The sequence below is a fragment of the Pseudomonas sp. M1 genome, assembly GCF_022760135.1.
In the GTDB taxonomy this organism is placed as follows: Bacteria; Pseudomonadota; Gammaproteobacteria; order Pseudomonadales; family Pseudomonadaceae; genus Pseudomonas; species Pseudomonas citronellolis.
In genome coordinates this window covers 146,785-164,573 of the sequence record NZ_CP094343.1, presented here as the reverse complement: position 1 = coordinate 164,573, position 17,789 = coordinate 146,785, and the positions used below count along the sequence as shown (strand labels likewise).

The 17,789-nt window shown below is 67.4% G+C and carries 18 protein-coding genes; 10 read left to right on the top strand and 8 right to left on the bottom strand.

Translation table 11 applies throughout. The features are described from left to right. Positions 1–346: 346 nt before the first annotated feature. The 6 genes from PM1_RS00775 to PM1_RS00750 all read left to right on the top strand — a co-directional run bounded on the left by PM1_RS00775 (position 347) and on the right by PM1_RS00750 (position 7,060). Positions 347–1,396: an ABC transporter ATP-binding protein gene (locus tag PM1_RS00775; protein WP_009613943.1), complete on the top strand. Its 1,050-nt coding sequence runs from the start codon at positions 347–349 to the stop codon at positions 1,394–1,396. Beyond that, positions 1,393–2,307 (top strand): ABC transporter permease, encoded by a 915-nt coding sequence (locus tag PM1_RS00770; RefSeq protein ID WP_009613944.1) that lies wholly within the window; start codon positions 1,393–1,395, stop codon positions 2,305–2,307. Before PM1_RS00775 ends, PM1_RS00770 begins: the two co-directional genes overlap by 4 nt. Beyond that, on the top strand, positions 2,304–3,092 hold the full coding sequence (locus PM1_RS00765; RefSeq protein WP_009613945.1) for an ABC transporter permease: 789 nt from the start codon (positions 2,304–2,306) through the stop codon (positions 3,090–3,092). The genes PM1_RS00770 and PM1_RS00765 overlap by 4 nt, the downstream gene beginning before the upstream one ends. 40 nt (positions 3,093–3,132) lie before the next feature. After that, positions 3,133–4,185 (top strand): ABC transporter substrate-binding protein, encoded by a 1,053-nt coding sequence (locus tag PM1_RS00760; RefSeq protein WP_009613949.1) that lies wholly within the window; start codon positions 3,133–3,135, stop codon positions 4,183–4,185. A gap of 430 nt (positions 4,186–4,615) precedes the next feature. Beyond that, the gene (locus PM1_RS00755; RefSeq protein ID WP_051878658.1) at positions 4,616–5,980 is read left to right on the top strand and encodes an APC family permease; all 1,365 of its coding nucleotides are present in this window, start codon (positions 4,616–4,618) and stop codon (positions 5,978–5,980) included. A 48-nt stretch (positions 5,981–6,028) separates the two neighbouring features. Beyond that, positions 6,029–7,060: a histone deacetylase family protein gene (locus tag PM1_RS00750; protein ID WP_009613953.1), complete on the top strand. Its 1,032-nt coding sequence runs from the start codon at positions 6,029–6,031 to the stop codon at positions 7,058–7,060. Positions 7,061–7,438: 378 nt separating this feature from the next. On the opposite strand, the gene PM1_RS00745 is transcribed toward PM1_RS00750, so the two are convergent. The 4 genes from PM1_RS00745 to PM1_RS00730 all read right to left on the bottom strand — a co-directional run bounded on the left by PM1_RS00745 (position 7,439) and on the right by PM1_RS00730 (position 11,113). After that, the gene (locus PM1_RS00745) at positions 7,439–7,813 is read right to left on the bottom strand and encodes a NirD/YgiW/YdeI family stress tolerance protein (protein WP_009613954.1); all 375 of its coding nucleotides are present in this window, start codon (positions 7,811–7,813) and stop codon (positions 7,439–7,441) included. Positions 7,814–7,895: 82 nt separating this feature from the next. Continuing rightward, on the bottom strand, positions 7,896–8,828 hold the full coding sequence (locus PM1_RS00740; RefSeq protein WP_009613956.1) for an SdiA-regulated domain-containing protein: 933 nt from the start codon (positions 8,826–8,828) through the stop codon (positions 7,896–7,898). Positions 8,829–8,909: 81 nt separating this feature from the next. Then, positions 8,910–9,575, bottom strand: coding sequence for a fumarylacetoacetate hydrolase family protein (locus PM1_RS00735; protein WP_009613958.1), 666 nt, complete (start codon positions 9,573–9,575; stop codon positions 8,910–8,912). Positions 9,576–9,718: 143 nt separating this feature from the next. After that, the gene (locus PM1_RS00730) at positions 9,719–11,113 is read right to left on the bottom strand and encodes an FAD-binding oxidoreductase (RefSeq protein WP_024128084.1); all 1,395 of its coding nucleotides are present in this window, start codon (positions 11,111–11,113) and stop codon (positions 9,719–9,721) included. A 191-nt stretch (positions 11,114–11,304) separates the two neighbouring features. On the opposite strand from PM1_RS00730, the gene serA reads away from it, so the two are divergent. Then, complete coding sequence (gene serA / locus PM1_RS00725; protein WP_009613962.1) at positions 11,305–12,534, top strand: phosphoglycerate dehydrogenase; 1,230 nt, start codon at positions 11,305–11,307, stop codon at positions 12,532–12,534. A 281-nt stretch (positions 12,535–12,815) separates the two neighbouring features. On the opposite strand, the gene PM1_RS00720 is transcribed toward serA, so the two are convergent. Both PM1_RS00720 and PM1_RS00715 read right to left on the bottom strand, forming a co-directional pair. Then, entirely contained in the window at positions 12,816–13,253 is a 438-nt protein-coding gene (locus tag PM1_RS00720; RefSeq protein WP_009613963.1) for a DUF4399 domain-containing protein, read from the bottom strand. A gap of 161 nt (positions 13,254–13,414) precedes the next feature. Continuing rightward, on the bottom strand, positions 13,415–13,909 hold the full coding sequence (locus tag PM1_RS00715) for a DUF523 domain-containing protein (protein WP_009613965.1): 495 nt from the start codon (positions 13,907–13,909) through the stop codon (positions 13,415–13,417). Positions 13,910–14,101: 192 nt separating this feature from the next. On the opposite strand from PM1_RS00715, the gene PM1_RS00710 reads away from it, so the two are divergent. Next, positions 14,102–14,656 (top strand): DUF6160 family protein, encoded by a 555-nt coding sequence (locus PM1_RS00710; RefSeq protein WP_009613968.1) that lies wholly within the window; start codon positions 14,102–14,104, stop codon positions 14,654–14,656. A gap of 3 nt (positions 14,657–14,659) precedes the next feature. On the opposite strand, the gene PM1_RS00705 is transcribed toward PM1_RS00710, so the two are convergent. After that, complete coding sequence (locus PM1_RS00705; RefSeq protein ID WP_009613970.1) at positions 14,660–15,283, bottom strand: 2OG-Fe(II) oxygenase; 624 nt, start codon at positions 15,281–15,283, stop codon at positions 14,660–14,662. 98 nt (positions 15,284–15,381) lie between these two features. Between PM1_RS00705 and PM1_RS00700 the strand changes: the two genes are divergently transcribed. Next, on the top strand, positions 15,382–16,113 hold the full coding sequence (locus PM1_RS00700; protein ID WP_009613972.1) for a DUF2059 domain-containing protein: 732 nt from the start codon (positions 15,382–15,384) through the stop codon (positions 16,111–16,113). Here the strand turns inward: PM1_RS00700 and PM1_RS00695 are convergent. Beyond that, the gene (locus tag PM1_RS00695) at positions 16,110–17,048 is read right to left on the bottom strand and encodes an alpha/beta hydrolase (RefSeq protein ID WP_009613974.1); all 939 of its coding nucleotides are present in this window, start codon (positions 17,046–17,048) and stop codon (positions 16,110–16,112) included. The genes PM1_RS00700 and PM1_RS00695 overlap by 4 nt on opposite strands. 77 nt (positions 17,049–17,125) lie before the next feature. Between PM1_RS00695 and PM1_RS00690 the strand changes: the two genes are divergently transcribed. Further along, positions 17,126–17,767: a DUF6436 domain-containing protein gene (locus tag PM1_RS00690; protein WP_052058982.1), complete on the top strand. Its 642-nt coding sequence runs from the start codon at positions 17,126–17,128 to the stop codon at positions 17,765–17,767. Positions 17,768–17,789: the final 22 nt, after the last annotated feature.

The following is a 17,789-nucleotide window of genomic DNA, read 5'->3' as shown; positions in this document are numbered from 1 at the left end:
ACCATCCTCAACACCCGCGCTCCTTGTAGGAGCGCGCCCTGCGCGCGAAATCGCGGGCAGGGCCCGCTACAGGAGGGGTCGACGATGGGCGCATCGTAGGAGCGGATCCCATCCGCGAAACGCGCCGGAACCTCCGGCTATCGCGAGCAAGCCCGCTCCTGCGAAGAGCCGGCCAGGCTGGCGAAAACGGCCCCTCAACTTGGCCTGATTTATCCCTTATTGGCCTGTTCTATCGTTCTGCCGCTGCGAAAAGGAGGGCCATTATCAAGCCGCAGCTAGGTGAAGCGGCCGCCAGAGCCGTAAAACCGCAAACAATAACAACTGCTTAACTGCATGGTATTGAAGCATGACCAGCGCGATTGCCATCGAGCGAATCGGCATGGAATTCGGTACCCCCGGCCAAGGCCTCAAGGCCCTGGACGACGTGTCCCTGGACATCCGCGCCAACGAATTCTTCACCCTCCTCGGCCCCTCGGGCTGCGGCAAGACCACCCTCCTGCGGCTCATCGCCGGCTTCGAACAACCCACCTCCGGCAGCATCCGCCTCTACGGCGAGCCCATGCAGGGCCTCCCGCCCTTCCGCCGCCCGGTCAACACCGTGTTCCAGAGCTATGCGCTGTTCCCGCACATGACCGTGGCGCAGAACATCGCCTTCGGCCTGGAAATGCAGGGCAAGCCCAAGGCCGAGACCGAAGCCACGGTGAAGGCCATGCTCGAACTGGTGCGCCTGCCCGACGTCGGCTCGCGCCGCGCCGACCAGCTCTCCGGCGGCCAGCAGCAGCGCATCGCCCTGGCCCGCGCGCTGGCCAGCCGGCCCAAGGTGCTGCTGCTGGACGAATCGCTCTCGGCGCTGGACCTGAAGCTGCGCAAGGAAATGCAGATCGAACTCAAGCGCCTGCAGCACGAGACCGGCATCACCTTCATCTTCGTCACCCACGACCAGGAAGAAGCCCTGACCATGTCCGACCGCATCGCGGTGATGAACAAGGGCCAGATCCTGCAGATCGGCACCCCCACCGAAATCTACGACGCCCCGGCCAACCGCTGGGTGGCCGACTTCATCGGCGAGACCAACTTCCTCGAGGCCGAGGCCAACGGCGACGGCGTGGTCCTCGCCGACGGCCAGCGCCTGGCCGCCGCCACCACGCTGCCGGGCAAGGTGACCCTGGCGATCCGCCCGGAACGCACCGAGCTGGCCCAGGACGGCGAGCTGGAAGGCGTGGTGGAGAACGTGGTCTACGTCGGCACCGACACCGTCTACCACCTGAAGGTCGCCGGCACCCCCGGCTTCCGCGTGCGCCAGCAGAACCGCCAGGGCGCGGTGGGCGCCCACGAGCCCGGCGCGCGGGTGCGCGTGCGGGTACCCGGCGACGCCATCCGGGTGCTGGCCGAATGAGCACGCTGCGCCTGCAAGCCGAGCGCAAGAGCCTGCGCGCCCGGCTGGCGCTGACCACCCCGGCCATGCTGGTGCTGCTGGTGTTCCTGGTGCTGCCGCTGGGCATCATGTTCGCCGTGTCCGTCCAGGCGCCCGGCGACTACGGCGGCGTGAAATGGGGCCAGCACACCCTGGAGGCATACATCAACTTCCTCTGGGAGCGCGACCTGGACGACACCCTGGTGTTCAACACCGACTACCTGGGCATCTTCCAGCGCTCCTTCTGGCTGTCCATCCTGACCACCGCCGGCTGCCTGCTGATCGGCTTCCCCACCGCGCTGTACCTGGCGCTGCAGGACGAGCGCCGGCGCAACATGCTGCTGTTCCTGGTCACGGTGCCGTTCTGGACCAACCTGCTGGTGCGCGTTTACGCCTGGATCCTGCTGCTGCGCAACGGCGGGCTGATCGACGAGGGCCTGCACAAGCTGGGCTTCAGCGATGCCGCCATCGGCCTGCTGTACACCGACAACGCGGTGATCATCGGCCTGCTCTACACCTACCTGCCATTCATGGTGCTGCCCATCTACACCAGCCTGGAGAAGATGGACTGGCGCCTGGTGGAAGCCGCCTTCGACCTCGGCGCCAACCGCTGGAAGGCGCTCAGGCGGATCATCATCCCGCTGGCGATGCCCGGCATCGTCGCCGGCTGCATCCTGGTGTTCATCCCCTCGCTGGGCAACTACATCATTCCCGAGCTGCTCGGCGGCGGTAAGTCGCTGATGATCGGCAACCTGATCCAGCTGCAGTTCGGCACGGCGCACAACTGGCCGTTCGGCGCGGCACTGTCCTTCGCCCTGCTCGCCTTCGTCCTCGCCGCCATGCTGGTCTATAGCATGCGCTTCAGGCAGGGCGCCGCCGGAGGTCACCCATGAATTCGCTGAATCCGCTGTGGCGCTTCGCCGGCGTGCGCCCGGCCGCCTGGCTGTTCTTCGCCTTCCTCTACGTGCCGATCCTGGTGCTGGTGGTGCTGAGCTTCAACAGCGGCCAGTCGGCAACGCTCTGGGAAAGCTTCAGCTTCAAGTGGTACGCGGTGGTGGCCAACGACCCGGAGATCGTCCGCGCGGCGAAGAACTCGCTGATAGTGGCCAGCCTGGCCACGGTCTTCGCCACCCTGCTGGCCACCCTGGCGGCGCTGGGCATGCGCGGCCGCGCCTTCCGCGGGCAGAGCCTGATGAACGGCGTGCTCGGCCTGCCGCTGCTGGTGCCGGAGATAGTAGTGGCGGTGGCCACGCTGATGTTCTTCGCCTTCATCGGCCTGAAGCTGTCGCTGTTCACCATCCTCATCGCCCACGTGGTGTTCTGCATCCCCTTCGCCTACCTGCCGATCCGCGCCCGCCTGGAGGGCATGGACCCGCGCCTGGCCGAAGCCGCGGCGGACCTCTACGCCTCGCCGTGGAAGGCCTTCTGGAAGGTGACCTGCCCGCTGCTGATGCCCGGCATCCTCTCCGGGGCGATGCTGGCGTTCATCATCTCGATGGACGACTTCGTCATCACCTACTTCGTCGCCGGTGCCGGCGCCACCACCCTGCCGGTGTACATCTTCAGTTCCATAAGAATGGGGATATCGCCGAAGATCAACGCGATCTCGTCGATCATCCTGCTTATTTCCATCGCGTTCGTTGCGTTGTCGTACTACGTCGGCCAGCGCCGGCGTTGACTGCCTCCCGATAAAAACCATTCGCACAGGAGCTTCACCGATGACCATCCGCCGCCTTCCCCTGGCCCTCAGGGCCGCCGCCCTGGCGGGCCTGACCCTGGCCGGCCAGGCCCACGCCGACGGCACCCTGCACTTCGCCAACTGGTCGGACTACTTCCCGCCGGAGTTGCTGAAGAAGTTCGAGAAGGACACCGGCATCCACGCCACCCTCGACTCCTACGACAGCAACGAGACCCTGCTGGCCAAGCTCAAGGCCGGCGGCGGCGCCTACGACGTGGTGGTGCCCTCGGACAGCTTCATCGAGATCTTCGTCAAGGAAGGCCTGCTGCAGAAGCTGGACAAGTCGCAGCTGCCGAACCTGGCCAACCTCAAGGACAAGTTCAAGACGCTCAGCTACGACCCCGGCCACGACTATACCGTGCCCTACCTGTGGGGCAGCACCGGCTACAGCTACGACAGCGCCAAGGCTCCGGGCGGCAAGTTCGACGAGAGCTGGAAGCCGTTCTTCGAGCCGCCGGAGGCGTTCAAGGGCAAGGTGGTGGCGCTCAACTCCATCGAGGAGCTGTGGGCCCCGGCCACCTACTACCTCGGCGTCGACGAATGCACCGAGGACCCGAAACAGGCCGAGAAGGTCCTCGACCTGCTGCTCAAGCAGAAGCCGCTGCTGGCCATGTACAACAGCGACGGCACCATCGAGCGCATGGCCGCCGGCGAGGTGTACATGCACCAGCAGTGGAACGGCGCCTACCACCGCGCCCACGCCCAGCGCGCCAGCCTGGTCTACGTCTATCCGAAGGAAGGCGTGCGCCTGTTCATCGATAACCTGGCCATTCCCAAGGACGCCACCAACATCAAGGAAGCCCACGTCTTCCTCAACTGGATGATGCAGCCGGAGAACATCGCCGCCGCCTCCAACTTCGCCAAGTACAACAACGCCATCACCGGTTCCGAGAAGTTCATGGACAAGGAGCTGTTCGACGACCCGGCGATCAACACTCCCGAAGACAAGATCGACCGCCTGAAGCCCTTCCAGCTGTGCTCGCCGAAGTCCCTGTCGTTGCGCGCCAAGGTCTGGACCAAGCTGAAGAAATGACCGCCCGGTCCGGCGGCGGGACGAGCGCCCGCCGCCGGGCCTGACAGTCAATTTGGCCACTTCGATCCCTTTTTGACCCTTTACAGGGTTCTGCGGGGCGGCGCGGGGGCCTAAAGTCCGGGTACTCGCCCAGGGAATGGCCGCCAGGGCCGCGATCACCGGCGCGGCACGCGCCGCGCCGGTATCCAGGGAGCGCCGCCAGCGAGCATCCACAAGAACAATGCCCCGAGAACGCTCATGACCAGCCCTTGCTCCACCCCGGTTCGCGGCCGTCACCGCGCCCACCCCTTCCTCGCCCGTTACGCCCGCCGGCAGCGCTGCGGCTGACCGCCCCGCTCCCTCCGCGCGGCCGCCAGCGGCGCCCCGCGCCAGCGCAACAACGACAAGAATTCGCGAGGAAACATCGATGGCCATCGAACAAGGCGCACGCATGAGCGCCAGCACCGGCAACGCCCCCCAAGCCCAGGCGGACGCCCGCCTCAAACGCATCCTGGGGCTGCCCGCCCTGGTCTTCTTCGGCCTGGTCTACATGGTCCCGCTGACCATGTTCACCACCTACGGCGTGGTCACCGAGATGACCGGCGGGCGCACCGCCAGCGCCTACCTGATCACCCTGCTGGCGATGCTGTTCACCGCCGCCTCCTACAGCTTCATGGTGCGCAAGTACCCGATCGCCGGCTCCGCCTATTCCTACACCAGCCTGAGCTTCGGCCCGGCGGTGGGCTTCCTCTCCGGCTGGTCGCTGCTGCTCGACTACCTGTTCCTGCCGATGATCAACTACCTGCTCATCGGCCTGTTCATGAACATCGCCTTCCCGGAGATTCCCGCCTGGGTCTTCGTGGTCGCCTCCATCGCCCTGGTCACCGTGCTCAACGTGGTGGGCATCAGCCAGGTGGCCGGCATGAGCAACGCCATCGTCGGCGCCCAACTGGTGTTCATCGTGGTGTTCGTCGGCATGTCACTGAAGAGCCTGGCCGGCGCCCCGGCCCTGGACCTGGCCGCGCCCTTCGTCGGCGACGGCAGCAAGCCCGGCTTCGCCCCGCTGATGGCCGGCGCCGCGGTGCTGTGCCTGTCGTTCCTGGGCTTCGACGCGGTCTCCACCATGGCCGAGGAAACCCGTGACGCGCGCCGCGACATCCCGCGGGCGATCATCATCACCACGGTGCTGGCCGGCCTGATGTTCACCCTGCTGGCGATCATCAGCCAGCTGGTGTTCCCCGGCAGCGTGTTCGAGAACGCCGACTCGGCGGCCAACGAGGTGATGCTCAAGGCCGGCGGCCAGTTCCTCGGCAACTTCTTCACCGCTGCCTACATCGCCGGTTGCATCGGCTCGGCGCTGGCCTCCCAGGCCTCGGTATCACGCATCCTCTTCACCATGGGCCGCGACGGCATCCTCCCGCGCAGCCTGTTCGGCACCCTGCACGCGCGCTTCCAGACTCCGGTGGTGGCGATCCTGGTGGTCTCGGCCATCTCCCTGCTGGCCCTGGTGCTGGACCTGACCACCCTGGCCTCGATGATCAGCTTCGGCGCCCTGGTGGCCTTCTCGGTGGTCAACCTGGCGGTGATCCGCACCTACCTGGGCGTCGAAGGCCGCCGTGCGCCGGCCGACCTGCTGCGCTACGGCCTGGTGCCCTTCATCGGCCTGTGCCTGACCCTCTGGCTGTGGACCAGCCTGTCGCAGCTGACGCTGATCGTTGGCCTGAGCTGGTTCGCCGTCGGCTTCGTCTACCTGGCGCTGCACACCGGCGGCTTCCGCCGCAAGGCGCCGAGCGTGAATTTCGAGGAAAACGCCTGATACCCCACGGACCCACCGGGCGCCGCCGGGCGCCCCCAGGAGTGCATGATGTTGACGATCTACACCGACGACCATCGCTTGCACCACGGCCAGCATGAGCTGATCGGCGGCCAGTTCACCCCCTGCTTCGAGAAGCCCAGCCGCGCCGACATGGTCCTGGACCGCGTCAAGGCGGTGGGCCTGGGCGAGATCCAGGCCCCGCGCGACTTCGGCCTGGAGCCGATCCGGCGCATCCACACCGAGGGTTTCGTCAACTTCCTCCAGCACGCCTGGCGCGACTGGCTGGCCACTGGCAGAACCCACGACATGCTGCCCATCGCCTGGCCGACCCGCCGCCTGCTGCAGAAGGAGCCCGACAGCATCGACGGGCGCCTGGGCTACTACAGCTTCGACGCCGGCGCGCCGATCACCGCCGGCACCTGGCAGGCCATCACCAGCTCGGCGAACGTGGCCCTGACCGGCCAGGCCGAACTGGCCAAGGGCGCCCGCTCGGTGTTCAGCCTGTGCCGCCCGCCGGGCCACCACGCCTCGGCCGACTACATGGGCGGCTACTGCTTCTTCAACAACGCCGCCATCGCCACCCAGGCCATCCTCGACCAGGGCGCGGCGCGGGTGGCCATCCTCGACGTGGACTACCACCACGGCAACGGCACCCAGGACATCTTCTACGACCGCGCCGACGTGCTCTTCACCTCGATCCACGGCGACCCGCGCTTCGAATACCCCTACTTCCTCGGCTACGCCGACGAAAAGGGCCGTGGCGTGGGCGAAGGCTTCAACTTCAACTACCCGCTGGCCTCGGGCAGCGACTGGTCGGTATGGAGCCTGGCGCTGCAGGCGGCGATCCGGCAGATCGCGGCGTATGGGCCGGATGTGCTGGTGGTTTCGCTGGGGGTGGATACCTTCAAGGAAGATCCGATTTCGCAGTTCAAGCTGGACTCGCCGGATTACCTGCGTATGGGGGAGGCTATCGGCAAGTTGGGGCTGCCGACGTTGTTCGTCATGGAGGGGGGGTATGCGGTGGAGGAGATCGGGATCAATGCGGTGAATGTGTTGCAGGGGTTTGAGAGCGTTGGTTGAGCGCCATTCCCTGTAGGAGCGAGCTTGCTCGCGAACCGCGCCTCCCGGTGGCTCTGGCGCACGGGGTTGACTCCGCTCCCTCTCCCCAGCCCTCTCCCTGAAGGGAGAGGGGGCTTGTCCGTGCCGAGAGAGGGAATGGTTCCAGTCGGAAACCAACGGCGCTGCCGGCTGACTCCAGAACACCCAACCCTGCCCAACGGTCCCCTCTCCCTTCAGGGCGGGGCGCGCAGCCGAGGGTTAGGGAGAGGGCGCTCTACAGCCCAACACCCAAAGTCCCGAGCAAGCACCGTTCGCGAGCAAGCTCGCTCCTACGAAAAGCCAGACACAAAAAAGCCGCGCCAGGATCACTCCCGGCGCGGCCTTTTCATATGCATCTCGTTACTGCAGGACGTCCACCCGATCCACATCGATCTCCACGCCCTTGCGGTCATGGTCGACCTCGCCGGTCAGGCGCACCTTGGTCTTGTCGGAAACATCCACGCCCTGCGGCCAGTCCTCGTGGTCGATCTCCACCTGCATGCTGCCGGTGGCGTCCTTGAACTCGTAGTGCTCGCCGTGCAGGCGCTTGGTGATCACGCCTTCCAGCACGGCCGGGGCGTCGTCGGCAGCGGTCTGGGCGGCTTTCACGGTGTTCACCGGGCCGGTCGCCGCGGGTTTGGCGGCGTCGCTGCCCGGGCCGGTGTAGCCGGCGGCGAAGGTGGCGCCGGAGAACAGGGCGATGGCGGCGATCAGGGGAAGACGGATGGATTTCATGAAGTAGCCTCCTGGCTGTTTTCGTTGAAACCAGAGTAGCCAAACAGAATGAAACCAGCCTGAATCCGCCCTTAATCCAGGCTTAACCGCCCTTGTCGTCGTCCTTGAGCTTGCGGAACACGTAGAACAGCTCCGGTTCGCTGACCATGTAGATGGTGCCCTGCTCGTCGATGGCCACGCCCTCGGCGCGCGGGATCTTGTCGTGCAGGCCGTTGAGCCCGCCGAGCAGGCTGATGAAGCTGACCGGCTCGCCTTTCTCGTCCAGCTCCAGCAGCAGGTGCGACTCCGCCGACAGCACCAGGGTATGGCCGGTGCGCGGGTCGACGCTGAGCGCCGAGACGTTGCGCATGTACAGCTGCTCGCTGGGCAGCGGCCGCATGCTGCCGGTCAGCCCCGGGCTGCCGTCGCTGGTCCAGCTGAAGAGGGTCATGGGGTCGCGCTCGCGGCCCAGCAGCAGGCGTTTCTGCGCCGGGTCCCAGGCGATGCCCTCGAAGCCCTTGTTGCTCTTTTCGCCGAGGTTGCCCAGGTCGAAGCTGGCCAGCTTGGCGGTGCTCAGCTCGTGGGTCTGCGGGTCGAGGTGGAAGATGGTCAGGGAGTTCTGCCGCTCGTCGGTCACCGCGACGTTGCCGTTGGGCAGCACCGCCACGCCTTCGGGGTTCTCCAGGCCCAGCAGCGGGATCACCCGCAGCACCTCGCCGTCCAGCGACAGCTCGCCGAGCAGCGGCTTCTTGCCGGTCACGGTGAACAGCGTGCGGGTCACCGGGTTGTAGGCCAGGTCCGAGGTCTCCTGGCCTTCCAGCCCGCCCTTGAGCGGCTTGCCCTGGATCACCGCGCGGTAGCCGGGCAGCCAGACGCTGTCGGCGCGCGCCTGCTCGCTGGTGTTCTCTTCCTGCCACCACAGGCGGGCGCGGTCGTCCCAGTGGAACAGCTTGGTCAGGACCACCAGCACCACGGCGGCGAAGAGCAAGGCCAGCAGCAGCCAGCGCAGAAGACGAGAGGATCGGACCTGGGTCATCGGGGAGTTCTTGTTGTCTGGGTGGGAACGCCCCGCAGAACGCAAAGGCCGCACGAATGGCGGCCTTTGGCGGGGTACGGCTCAGAGGACGCGGCTTTCGAACCGGCTGGCGCCGGGAAGTTCCAGCACCAGCTCGCTGCCGCGCTTGAGCGGGCCCACGCCCACCGGCGTACCGGTGGAGACCACATCGCCCGGCTGCAGCGAGAAGTGCCCGGCGATGTGCTGGATCAGCGGCACGATCGGGTTGAGCATGTCGCGGCTGTTGCCGTCCTGGCGCACTTCGCCGTCGATGCTCAGGCGGATGCCGATGTCGGTCGGATCGGGGAAGCGGTCGGCGCTGACGAAGGGCGCCAGCACGAAGGCGCCGTCGAAGGACTTGGCCAGTTCCCAGGGCAGGCCCTTTTCCTTGAGCTTGGCCTGCACGTCGCGCAGGGTCAGGTCCAGCGCCGGGGCGTAGCCGGAAATGGCGTCCAGCACTTCCTCGCGGCTGGGCGTGCGCGACAGCGGCTTGCCGATCAGCACGGCGATCTCCGCTTCGTAGTGCACGTCGCCACGGCCCTCGGGAATGGCGAAGCCGCCCTCGGCCGGCACGGTGCAGGAACCGGGCTTGATGAACAGCAGCGGCTCGGTGGGCACCGGGTTGTTCAGCTCCCTGGCGTGCTCGGCGTAGTTGCGCCCGACGCAGACCACCTTGCCCAGCGGGAAGTGGATGCGGGTGCCGTCGACGTACTGATGCTGGTAACTCATGACCGACTCCTGGACGGATGAATGGGATGCCCCGCGGCGCTCGTGGCGCTGCGCGGTGCCCGCCTCCCGCGGGCGCTGCCGGCCGTTCCGTCGGCCCCGAACATGAGAAGGGCCGGTGAACCGGCCCTTCTGGGATGACTGGCTTACTCGGCGAAGATCTTGCCGGGGTTCATGATCCCGTTGGGATCGAACACCGCCTTGACTGCCTTCATGTAGCCGATCTCGGCTTCGGAGCGAGAGTAACCCAGGTAGTCGCGCTTGGTCATGCCCACGCCGTGCTCGGCGGAGATGGAGCCGTTGTACTTCTGCACGGTCTCGAACACCCACTTGTTGACGGTGGCGCACTTGGCGAAGAACTCGTCCTTGGACAGGTTCTCGGGCTTCAAGATGTTCAGGTGCAGGTTGCCGTCGCCGATGTGGCCGAACCAGACCACTTCGAAGTCCGGGTAGTTGGCTTCGACGATGGCGTCGATGTCCTTGAGGAAGGCCGGGACCTTGCTGACAGTGACCGAGATGTCGTTCTTGTACGGCGTCCAGTGCGAGATGGTCTCGGAGATGTACTCGCGCAGCTTCCACAGGTTCTGCAGCTGCTGCTCGCTCTGGCTCATCACGCCGTCCAGCACCCAGCCCTGCTCGACGCAGTGCTCGAAGGTGGCCAGGGCCTCGTTGGCCACTTCCTCGGTGCTGGCCTCGAACTCCAGCAGGGCATAGAACGGGCAGTCGGTCTCGAACGCCGGCGGCACGTCGCCGCGGGCCAGGACCTTGGCCAGGGCCTTGTCGGAGAAGAATTCGAAGGCGGTCAGGTCGAGCTTGCTCTGGAAGGCGTGCAGCACCGGCATGATCGAGTCGAAGTCGGGGGTGCCGAGGACCATCGCGGTAAGGTTCTTCGGCGTGCGCTCCAGGCGCATGGTGGCCTCGACCACGAAGCCCAGGGTGCCTTCGGCGCCGATGAACAGCTGGCGCAGGTCGTAGCCGGTGGCGTTCTTGATCAGGTCCTTGTTCAGCTCCAGCAGGTCGCCCTTGCCGGTGACCACCTTCATGCCGGCCACCCAGTTGCGCGTCATGCCGTAGCGAATCACCTTGATCCCGCCGGCATTGGTGCCGATGTTGCCGCCGATCTGGCTGGAGCCGGAGGAAGCGAAGTCCACCGGGTAGTACAGGCCCTGCTCCTCGGCGAACAGTTGCAGTTGCTTGGTCACCACGCCCGGCTGGCACACCACGGTGCGGTCGAAGGCGTTGAAGTCGAGGATCCTGTTCATGTAGTCGAACGACACCACCACCTCGCCGTTGGCGGCGACGGCGGCGGCGGAGAGCCCGGTACGCCCGCCCGAAGGCACCAGGCCGACCTTGTGCTCGTTGGCCCAGCGCACCACGGCCTGCACCTGCTCGATGCTCTTGGGGAAGGCGATGGCCAGCGGCGCCGGGGCGAAGTGCTTGGTCCAGTCCTTGCCATAGGCATCCAGGGAATCGGCATCGGTCAGCAGCTTGCCGGGCTCCAGCAGGGGCTTGAGCGATTCGATCAGGGCTTCGCGGGTCATCGAGGGAACTCTCAAATGGTTCATGGTCGTCCTGAGAACAGCTCAGGTCGCAACCGGACAAGGAAAAGGGAGAACATGCTAGCATACGCACCCCACGCAGTTCGCCACCTGGCGCCGAGCTGCGGCACCGGCCGGTTCGGCCAGAGCTGTTCATTTTCTAGCCATTATCCCGGGACTACAGGTTCAAGCAGATGAGCAAGACTTCTCTCGACAAGAGCAAGATCAAATTCCTTCTCCTGGAAGGCGTGCACCAGAATGCCGTTGATACCCTCAAGGCTGCCGGCTACACCAACATCGAGTACCTCAAGACCGCGCTGTCCGGCGACGAGCTGAAGGAAAAGATCGCCGACGCCCACTTCATCGGCATTCGCTCCCGCACCCAGCTCACCGAGGAAGTCTTCGACTGCGCCAAGAAGCTGATCGCGGTGGGCTGCTTCTGCATCGGCACCAACCAGGTCAACCTGAACGCCGCCCGCGAACGCGGCATCGCGGTGTTCAACGCGCCCTACTCCAACACCCGCTCGGTGGCCGAGCTGGTGCTGGCCGAAGCCATCCTGCTGCTGCGCGGCATCCCGGAGAAGAACGCCTCCTGCCACCGCGGCGGCTGGATCAAGTCGGCGGCCAACTCCTTCGAGATCCGCGGCAAGAAGCTGGGCATCGTCGGCTACGGCTCCATCGGCACCCAGCTCTCGGTCCTGGCCGAAGCCCTGGGCATGCAGGTGTTCTTCTACGACGTGGTGACCAAGCTGCCGCTGGGCAACGCGCAGCAGATCGGCTCGCTGCACGAGCTGCTGGGCCTGTGCGACATCGTCTCGCTGCACGTGCCGGAGCTGCCGTCCACCCAGTGGATGATCGGCGAGAAGGAAATCCGCGCCATGAAGAAGGGCGGCATCCTGATCAACGCCGCCCGCGGCACCGTGGTCGAGCTGGACCACCTGGCCAACGCCATCAAGGACGAGCACCTGATCGGCGCCGCCATCGACGTGTTCCCGGTCGAGCCCAAGTCCAACGACGAAGAGTTCGAAAGCCCGCTGCGTGGCCTGGACCGCGTGATCCTGACCCCGCACATCGGCGGCTCCACCGCCGAGGCCCAGGCCAACATCGGCCTGGAAGTGGCCGAGAAGCTGGTCAAGTACAGCGACAACGGCACCTCGGTGTCCTCGGTCAACTTCCCCGAAGTCGCCCTGCCGTCGCACCCGGGCAAGCACCGCCTGCTGCACATCCACGCCAACATCCCGGGCGTGATGAGCGAGATCAACAAGGTGTTCGCCGACAACGGCATCAACATCTCCGGCCAGTACCTGCAGACCAACGAGAAGGTCGGCTACGTGGTGATCGACGTCGACGCCGAGTACTCGGACCTGGCGCTGGAGAAGCTGCAGCACGTCAACGGCACCATCCGCAGCCGCGTCCTGTTCTAAGGACCGCTCGGCGGCAAGAAAAAAGGAGGCTTCGGCCTCCTTTTTTCGTTTCTGCGGCAGGAGCAATGGCCTTACAGGCTATGCCAAGGCGCTTTTCGTAGGATGGGTTGAGCTTGCGAAACCCATGCGGGACGGTGATGGGTATCGCTTCGCTCGACCCATCCTACGTGGTGTATCGCCGGACTCCGTCCGCGAGAGGTTATCCGCCGCTCAAGAGCATCGCGGATGAATCCGCTCCTACAGGCATATCAGCCCGATCTCGCCGGCCCGAGACCCAACCATCACTTCACGTTGACGGTGATCTGCTTGGATTCCACGTTCGGCTCGAAGGGCACGTGGTTCTTGTCGCCCAGCAGCAGCTGCAGGGTGTGCTTGCCCGGCGGCAGGGTGATCCTGGTTTCCGTCTGGCCCTTGCCGAAGTGGCGGATGTTGTCGGTCATCGGCAGCGGCATGTCCATGGCCGGCTGCTCCTTGAGGTCCACCAGCAGGTGGTGGTGCCCGGTGCTGGGCGAGTCGACGCCGGCCGGGGCCACGCCCATGCCTTCCAGGCCGAACTTGACGGTGAAGGTCTGGCCGACGGTGGCGCCGTCCTTCGGTTCGATGAAATACACCTTGGCCCCCTCGGGCGCCGGGGTACGCGGCATGCCGGCCGCCAGCGCGGCGGTGGAGGCGGCGAGCAGCAGGCCGGCAAGGCCCAGGCAAGGCAACGTGAGCTTCATGGAGTTCTCCTTATGAGCGGGATGGGGAGGCCCGGCACGCTGCAGCGAACCTCCGGCGGGACTCTTCAGCATAGGTCGCCACGCCGACGGCTCAAGGGAAAGAGTGCTACAAGGGCTGTCGGAAGGCTCTACGCCGAGCCTCGCAGGCTATCACAAGCCACTCAGCCGCCGGCTTCCAGGCCGGCCAGGCAGACCGCCGCGGCGTCCAGCTCCTCCTCGCTGAACACCAGCACGCCCATGCGCTTGAGTGCCGCCGCGGTGACGCCCTCGCCGGGCACGCGCAGGCCGGAGAAGCTGCCGTCATAGTTCTCGCGGTTGCCACAGGAAGGGCTGCGCGCCTTGAGGATGGCCAGGCGGATGCCATGGCGGTCGACCAGCGCCATGGCCTGTTCGGCGCCGCGGACGAAGGCGCGGGTGACGTCCACGCCATCCACCGTCACCACCGGCGCCTGGCCTTCAAGCACCAGGGCGCCGCGGCCGCCGGGAATCTCCGCCGGCGCGCGCGGCGTGGGCAGGCCGCCGGCCACTTCCGGGCACAGCGCGACCACCCGGCCCTGGGCCTGCCAGCGTTCCAGCAGGTCGAAGGGGCCGTGGCTGCCACCGTCGTAGCGCACCCGGTGGCCCAGCAGGCAGCGGCTGACGAGAATCTTCTGCATGGGCGAAACACTCCCTTTTCGATCGCAACAGACTAGCCCGCGCATCGGACCCGGTCACCTGGCAACCGATGGCGGCCACCCTCCGATGGTCGGGCCCATCCTTCGGCTGGAACTGCCGCGCCGGCATGGCGGGCCGGGCGCATCGCGCGCAGACTGCCTCGCCATGTCGCCCACCGCGAGGGAACCGCCACCATGCTCAAGCCTCTCAGCCTGCCGCACCTGCTCGGCGGCCTGCTGCTGTGCGCCGCCGGCGCCAGCCAGGCCGCGCTCGAACCGCTGGACAACGAAAACCTCGGCCGCATCACCGGCCAGGAGGGCCTGAGCATCCGCGCCGACGTCATGGCCAGCATCGGCAAGGCCGCCTGGGTCGACGACGGCGGCAGCGTCTCGCTGCGCAACCTGAAGATCGACAACGGCTGCACCAGCGCCGCGGTCTGCCCGGACGGCCGCGGCGGCGCGCTGCCCCTGGGCGCGGCGCAGCTGGGCCTGAGCCTGCCGTTCTTCGGCGTCGAGCTGCCGACCCTGCAGGTCGACGTGGTCCAGGGCAGCAACGGCCAGCAGCAGTTGGCGCTGACCCTGCCGGACCTGACCACCATCAACAAGCAGCTCAATGACGGCGGCCTGCCGGCGCAGACCATCCGCGTGCGCGTGGCCGGCGACCTCTACGTCGGTGAAAGCCGCCTGGGCAGCCTGGAGGTGCGCGACATCCAGGACATCAGCGGCACCATCCGCGTCTGGGGCCACTGAGCCCTAGAGCGGGGCGTCGCTGCGGCGGCGGAACCAGCCGGTCAGCGACAGGCGTTCGCGGTGGGCCGGCAGCACCTCGTGGGGAAACTCGCCGGAGAGGAACAGCATCAGGCTGCCGCCCAGCGGCGGCACGTCGTCATGGCTGCCGTCGGCGAAGTACAGGCGCAGTTCTCCGGCGTACTCGGGCAACCAGTCGTCGTTGAGGTAGAGCACCGCCGACACGCAGCGGCGGTCATCGTCGCGAAAACGGTCCAGGTGCTTCTGGTAGAAGGCGCCCGGCGGATACAGGGCGAAGTGGCACTCGAAGTCCTCCAGGCCCAGGAACAGCGCGCGGTTGAGCGCCACGCGCAGCTCGTCCATCAGCCCCAGGTAGCGGTCGCAGGCCTCGGCCTGCCCCGGTTCCAGCCACTGGATGCGGTCGCCGCGGATGCCCTCGCGCACCGCCTGGCCGGCGCCGCGCCCCACCGAGGCCGAAGCCAGCTCGCCGGCGGCGGCGCGGTTGCGGCACTCCGCGGCCAGGGCGGCGATCAGGTCCGCGGGCAGGAAGTCGCGTTGCAGCGACCAGCCGCGTTCGGCCAGGTCGTCGACGGCGTTTTGCAGGGGGGAGGAATCGGCGTGCGGGTTCATGCGCTATTGTAACGCCGGCGACAAGCGCCTCGACAAGCGGGGCCGGGCTTGCCGACAATAGCCACGGCGGATGGCCACTGCCGCCAGGAGGACCCGATTTGCGTGCACTGCTTGCCCTTGCCCTGCTGATGCTGGGCCTACCCGTACTGGCCGACGATTACCAGCGCCTCTACCAGGCCGCCGGCTGGCCGGAACAACGCGCGCACTTCAACGATGCCCTGCACGCCGCGCAGAAGCGCTACCAGGCCAACCTGCCGCCGGCGCTGTACCAGGCCCTGGTGAACAACAGCGACCAGCGCTTCGCCCCGGCGCAGATCGACGCCCGGGCGCTGGCCGGCCTGCGCCGGAACCTGGCGGACAGCGGCCCGGCGCTGGCCTTCTTCGAATCGCCCCTGGGGCGCAAGATCGCCGCCGCGGAAACTCTCGCCACCCGCAGCGACCAGCTCGCCCAGTACGCCAACGGCCTGCCGCGCCAGCAGGCCACGCCGCAGCGCCAGCAGTTGGCCCAGCGCCTGAGCCGGGCCCTGCCGGCCAGCGAGGCCGGCGCCGAGGTCAGCATGGCGCTGGCCAGCGTGGCCGCCGACAGCCTCAGCCAGATGCTCCCCGGCCTGCTCGGCCAGGGCCAGGGGCTGCTCGAAGGGCAGCGGCAGAACGTCGTGCAGCAGATCGGCGCCGACCTCGACAACACCCTGCTGTACGTCTACCGCGGGCTCTCCGACGCCGAGCTGCAGCAGTTCGCCGACTTCGCCGAGTCGCCCGCCGGCCAGGCCTACTACCAGGCGGCCCTGGCCGCGGTGAAGGCCGGGCTGGCCTCCGCCCCCGCGAACTAGCTCAGGCGCTCGCCGAGGAAGTCGAAGTAGCGCCGGCGCAGCGCCTCGCTCTCGTTGGCCAGGTGGTGCCGCGCGCCGGTGAGCAGCAGGCACTCGATGCGCTCGAACTTCTCCTCCAGCACCCTCAGGTTGTAGCGCCAGTCCACCGTCTCGTCGGCGTCGCCCTGCACCACCAGCAGGTTGCGCGCGCTGGGCGGCGCGCCCTCGATGTGCGGAATCCAGCGCGCCAGCGCGCCCACCCAGGCGGTGGGCAGGATGCGCGGCTGCAGCGGGTCGCGATCGCGGAGGAAGGTGAGGAAGCCGGCGTCGTTGGAGTTGTCGGTGAACTTGCGCGGGATGGAGTCGACGAAGGGCCGCAGCAGTTGGTAGCTGAGCTTCGACCAGCCCCAGGCGCGCGGGCGCACCAGCGGCGCCAGTAGCAGGGTGTGGCCCAGCTCCGGGCGCGGCGCGCCGGTGAGCAGGTAGTCCAGCAGGATGGCGCCGCCGGTGCTCTGCCCGAAAAGGTGCCAGGGCTGCGGCAGGTCCAGCTGCGCGGCCACGTCCAGCAGGCCGGCAAGCACCGCCTGGTACTCGGCGAAGTCGTTGATGCTGGCCGCCGCGCCGTTGGACAGGCCGTGGCCCGGCAGGTCGCAGGCGATCACCGCCAGGCCCAGGTCCAGCGCCCAGTCGATGACGTGGCCATAGAGCCCCATGTGGTCGTAGTAGCCGTGCAGCAGCAGCAGGCTGCCGCGGGCCAGGGGCGGGCGCCACAGCTGCGCGGCGATGCGGTAGCCGGCGCACTCGAAGTAGCCCAGGCGGCTTTCCAGGCCCGGGTAGCGGGCCGCCAGGTCGAGCCCGTAGAAGGACTGGTAGGCGAGGACCTGGGCGTCGCGTTCGGCTGCGGTCAGGGGTCGCAGGCGCTGGCGCAGCAGATCGGGCTGGAAGGCTTCTGGCATCGGGGTTTTCCGCGGTTTCCGGTGACGCTGGGACGAGCGCCCGGCAGCATCCGGGCGGTTCTGCCACAAGCGACGGCATGGCACTCTTGGGGGCTATCTTACCGGGATTCGCCATGCCTGCCCGCCGCACGCTCATCCTCGCCTGCCTCGCCGCGCTGCTCGCCGCCATGCTGCTGGGCGCCTACCAATGGTTCCAGCAGCGCTACATCCGCCCCTTCGACGCGCAGCCGACGCTGTTCAGCGGCGCCGGCCTGCAGCTGCCGGCCGAACTGGCCGGCCCCGGCGCCATCCGCCTGGTGCATTTCTGGGACCCGGCCTGCCCGTGCAACGTCGGCAACCAGCAGCACCTCGCCGAGTTGCTGGCGCGCTTCGCCCCGCTCGGCGTGCAGTTCTTCGCCGTGCAGAAGCCCGGCAGCCACGGCCAGTTGCCCGCCACCCTGCAGGCCCTGCGGCCATTGGCCACGCCGCCTGGCGCCGAGGCGCTGCCGGCGAGCCCGGCGGTGGCCATCTGGGACCGCCAGGGCCGCCTGGCCTATTTCGGTCCCTACAGCGAGGGCGCGGTGTGCAGCTCGGCCAACAGCTTCATCGAACCGGTGCTGCAGGCGCTGATCGACGGCCGCCCGGTGCAGTCCACCCAGAGCCTCGCCCAAGGCTGCTATTGCCCCTGGCGGGCGGATAGCCGGGCGCCAGCATCTACACTAGCCGGAGCCGGCCCATGAAGGGCCGGCGCGCGACTACAAG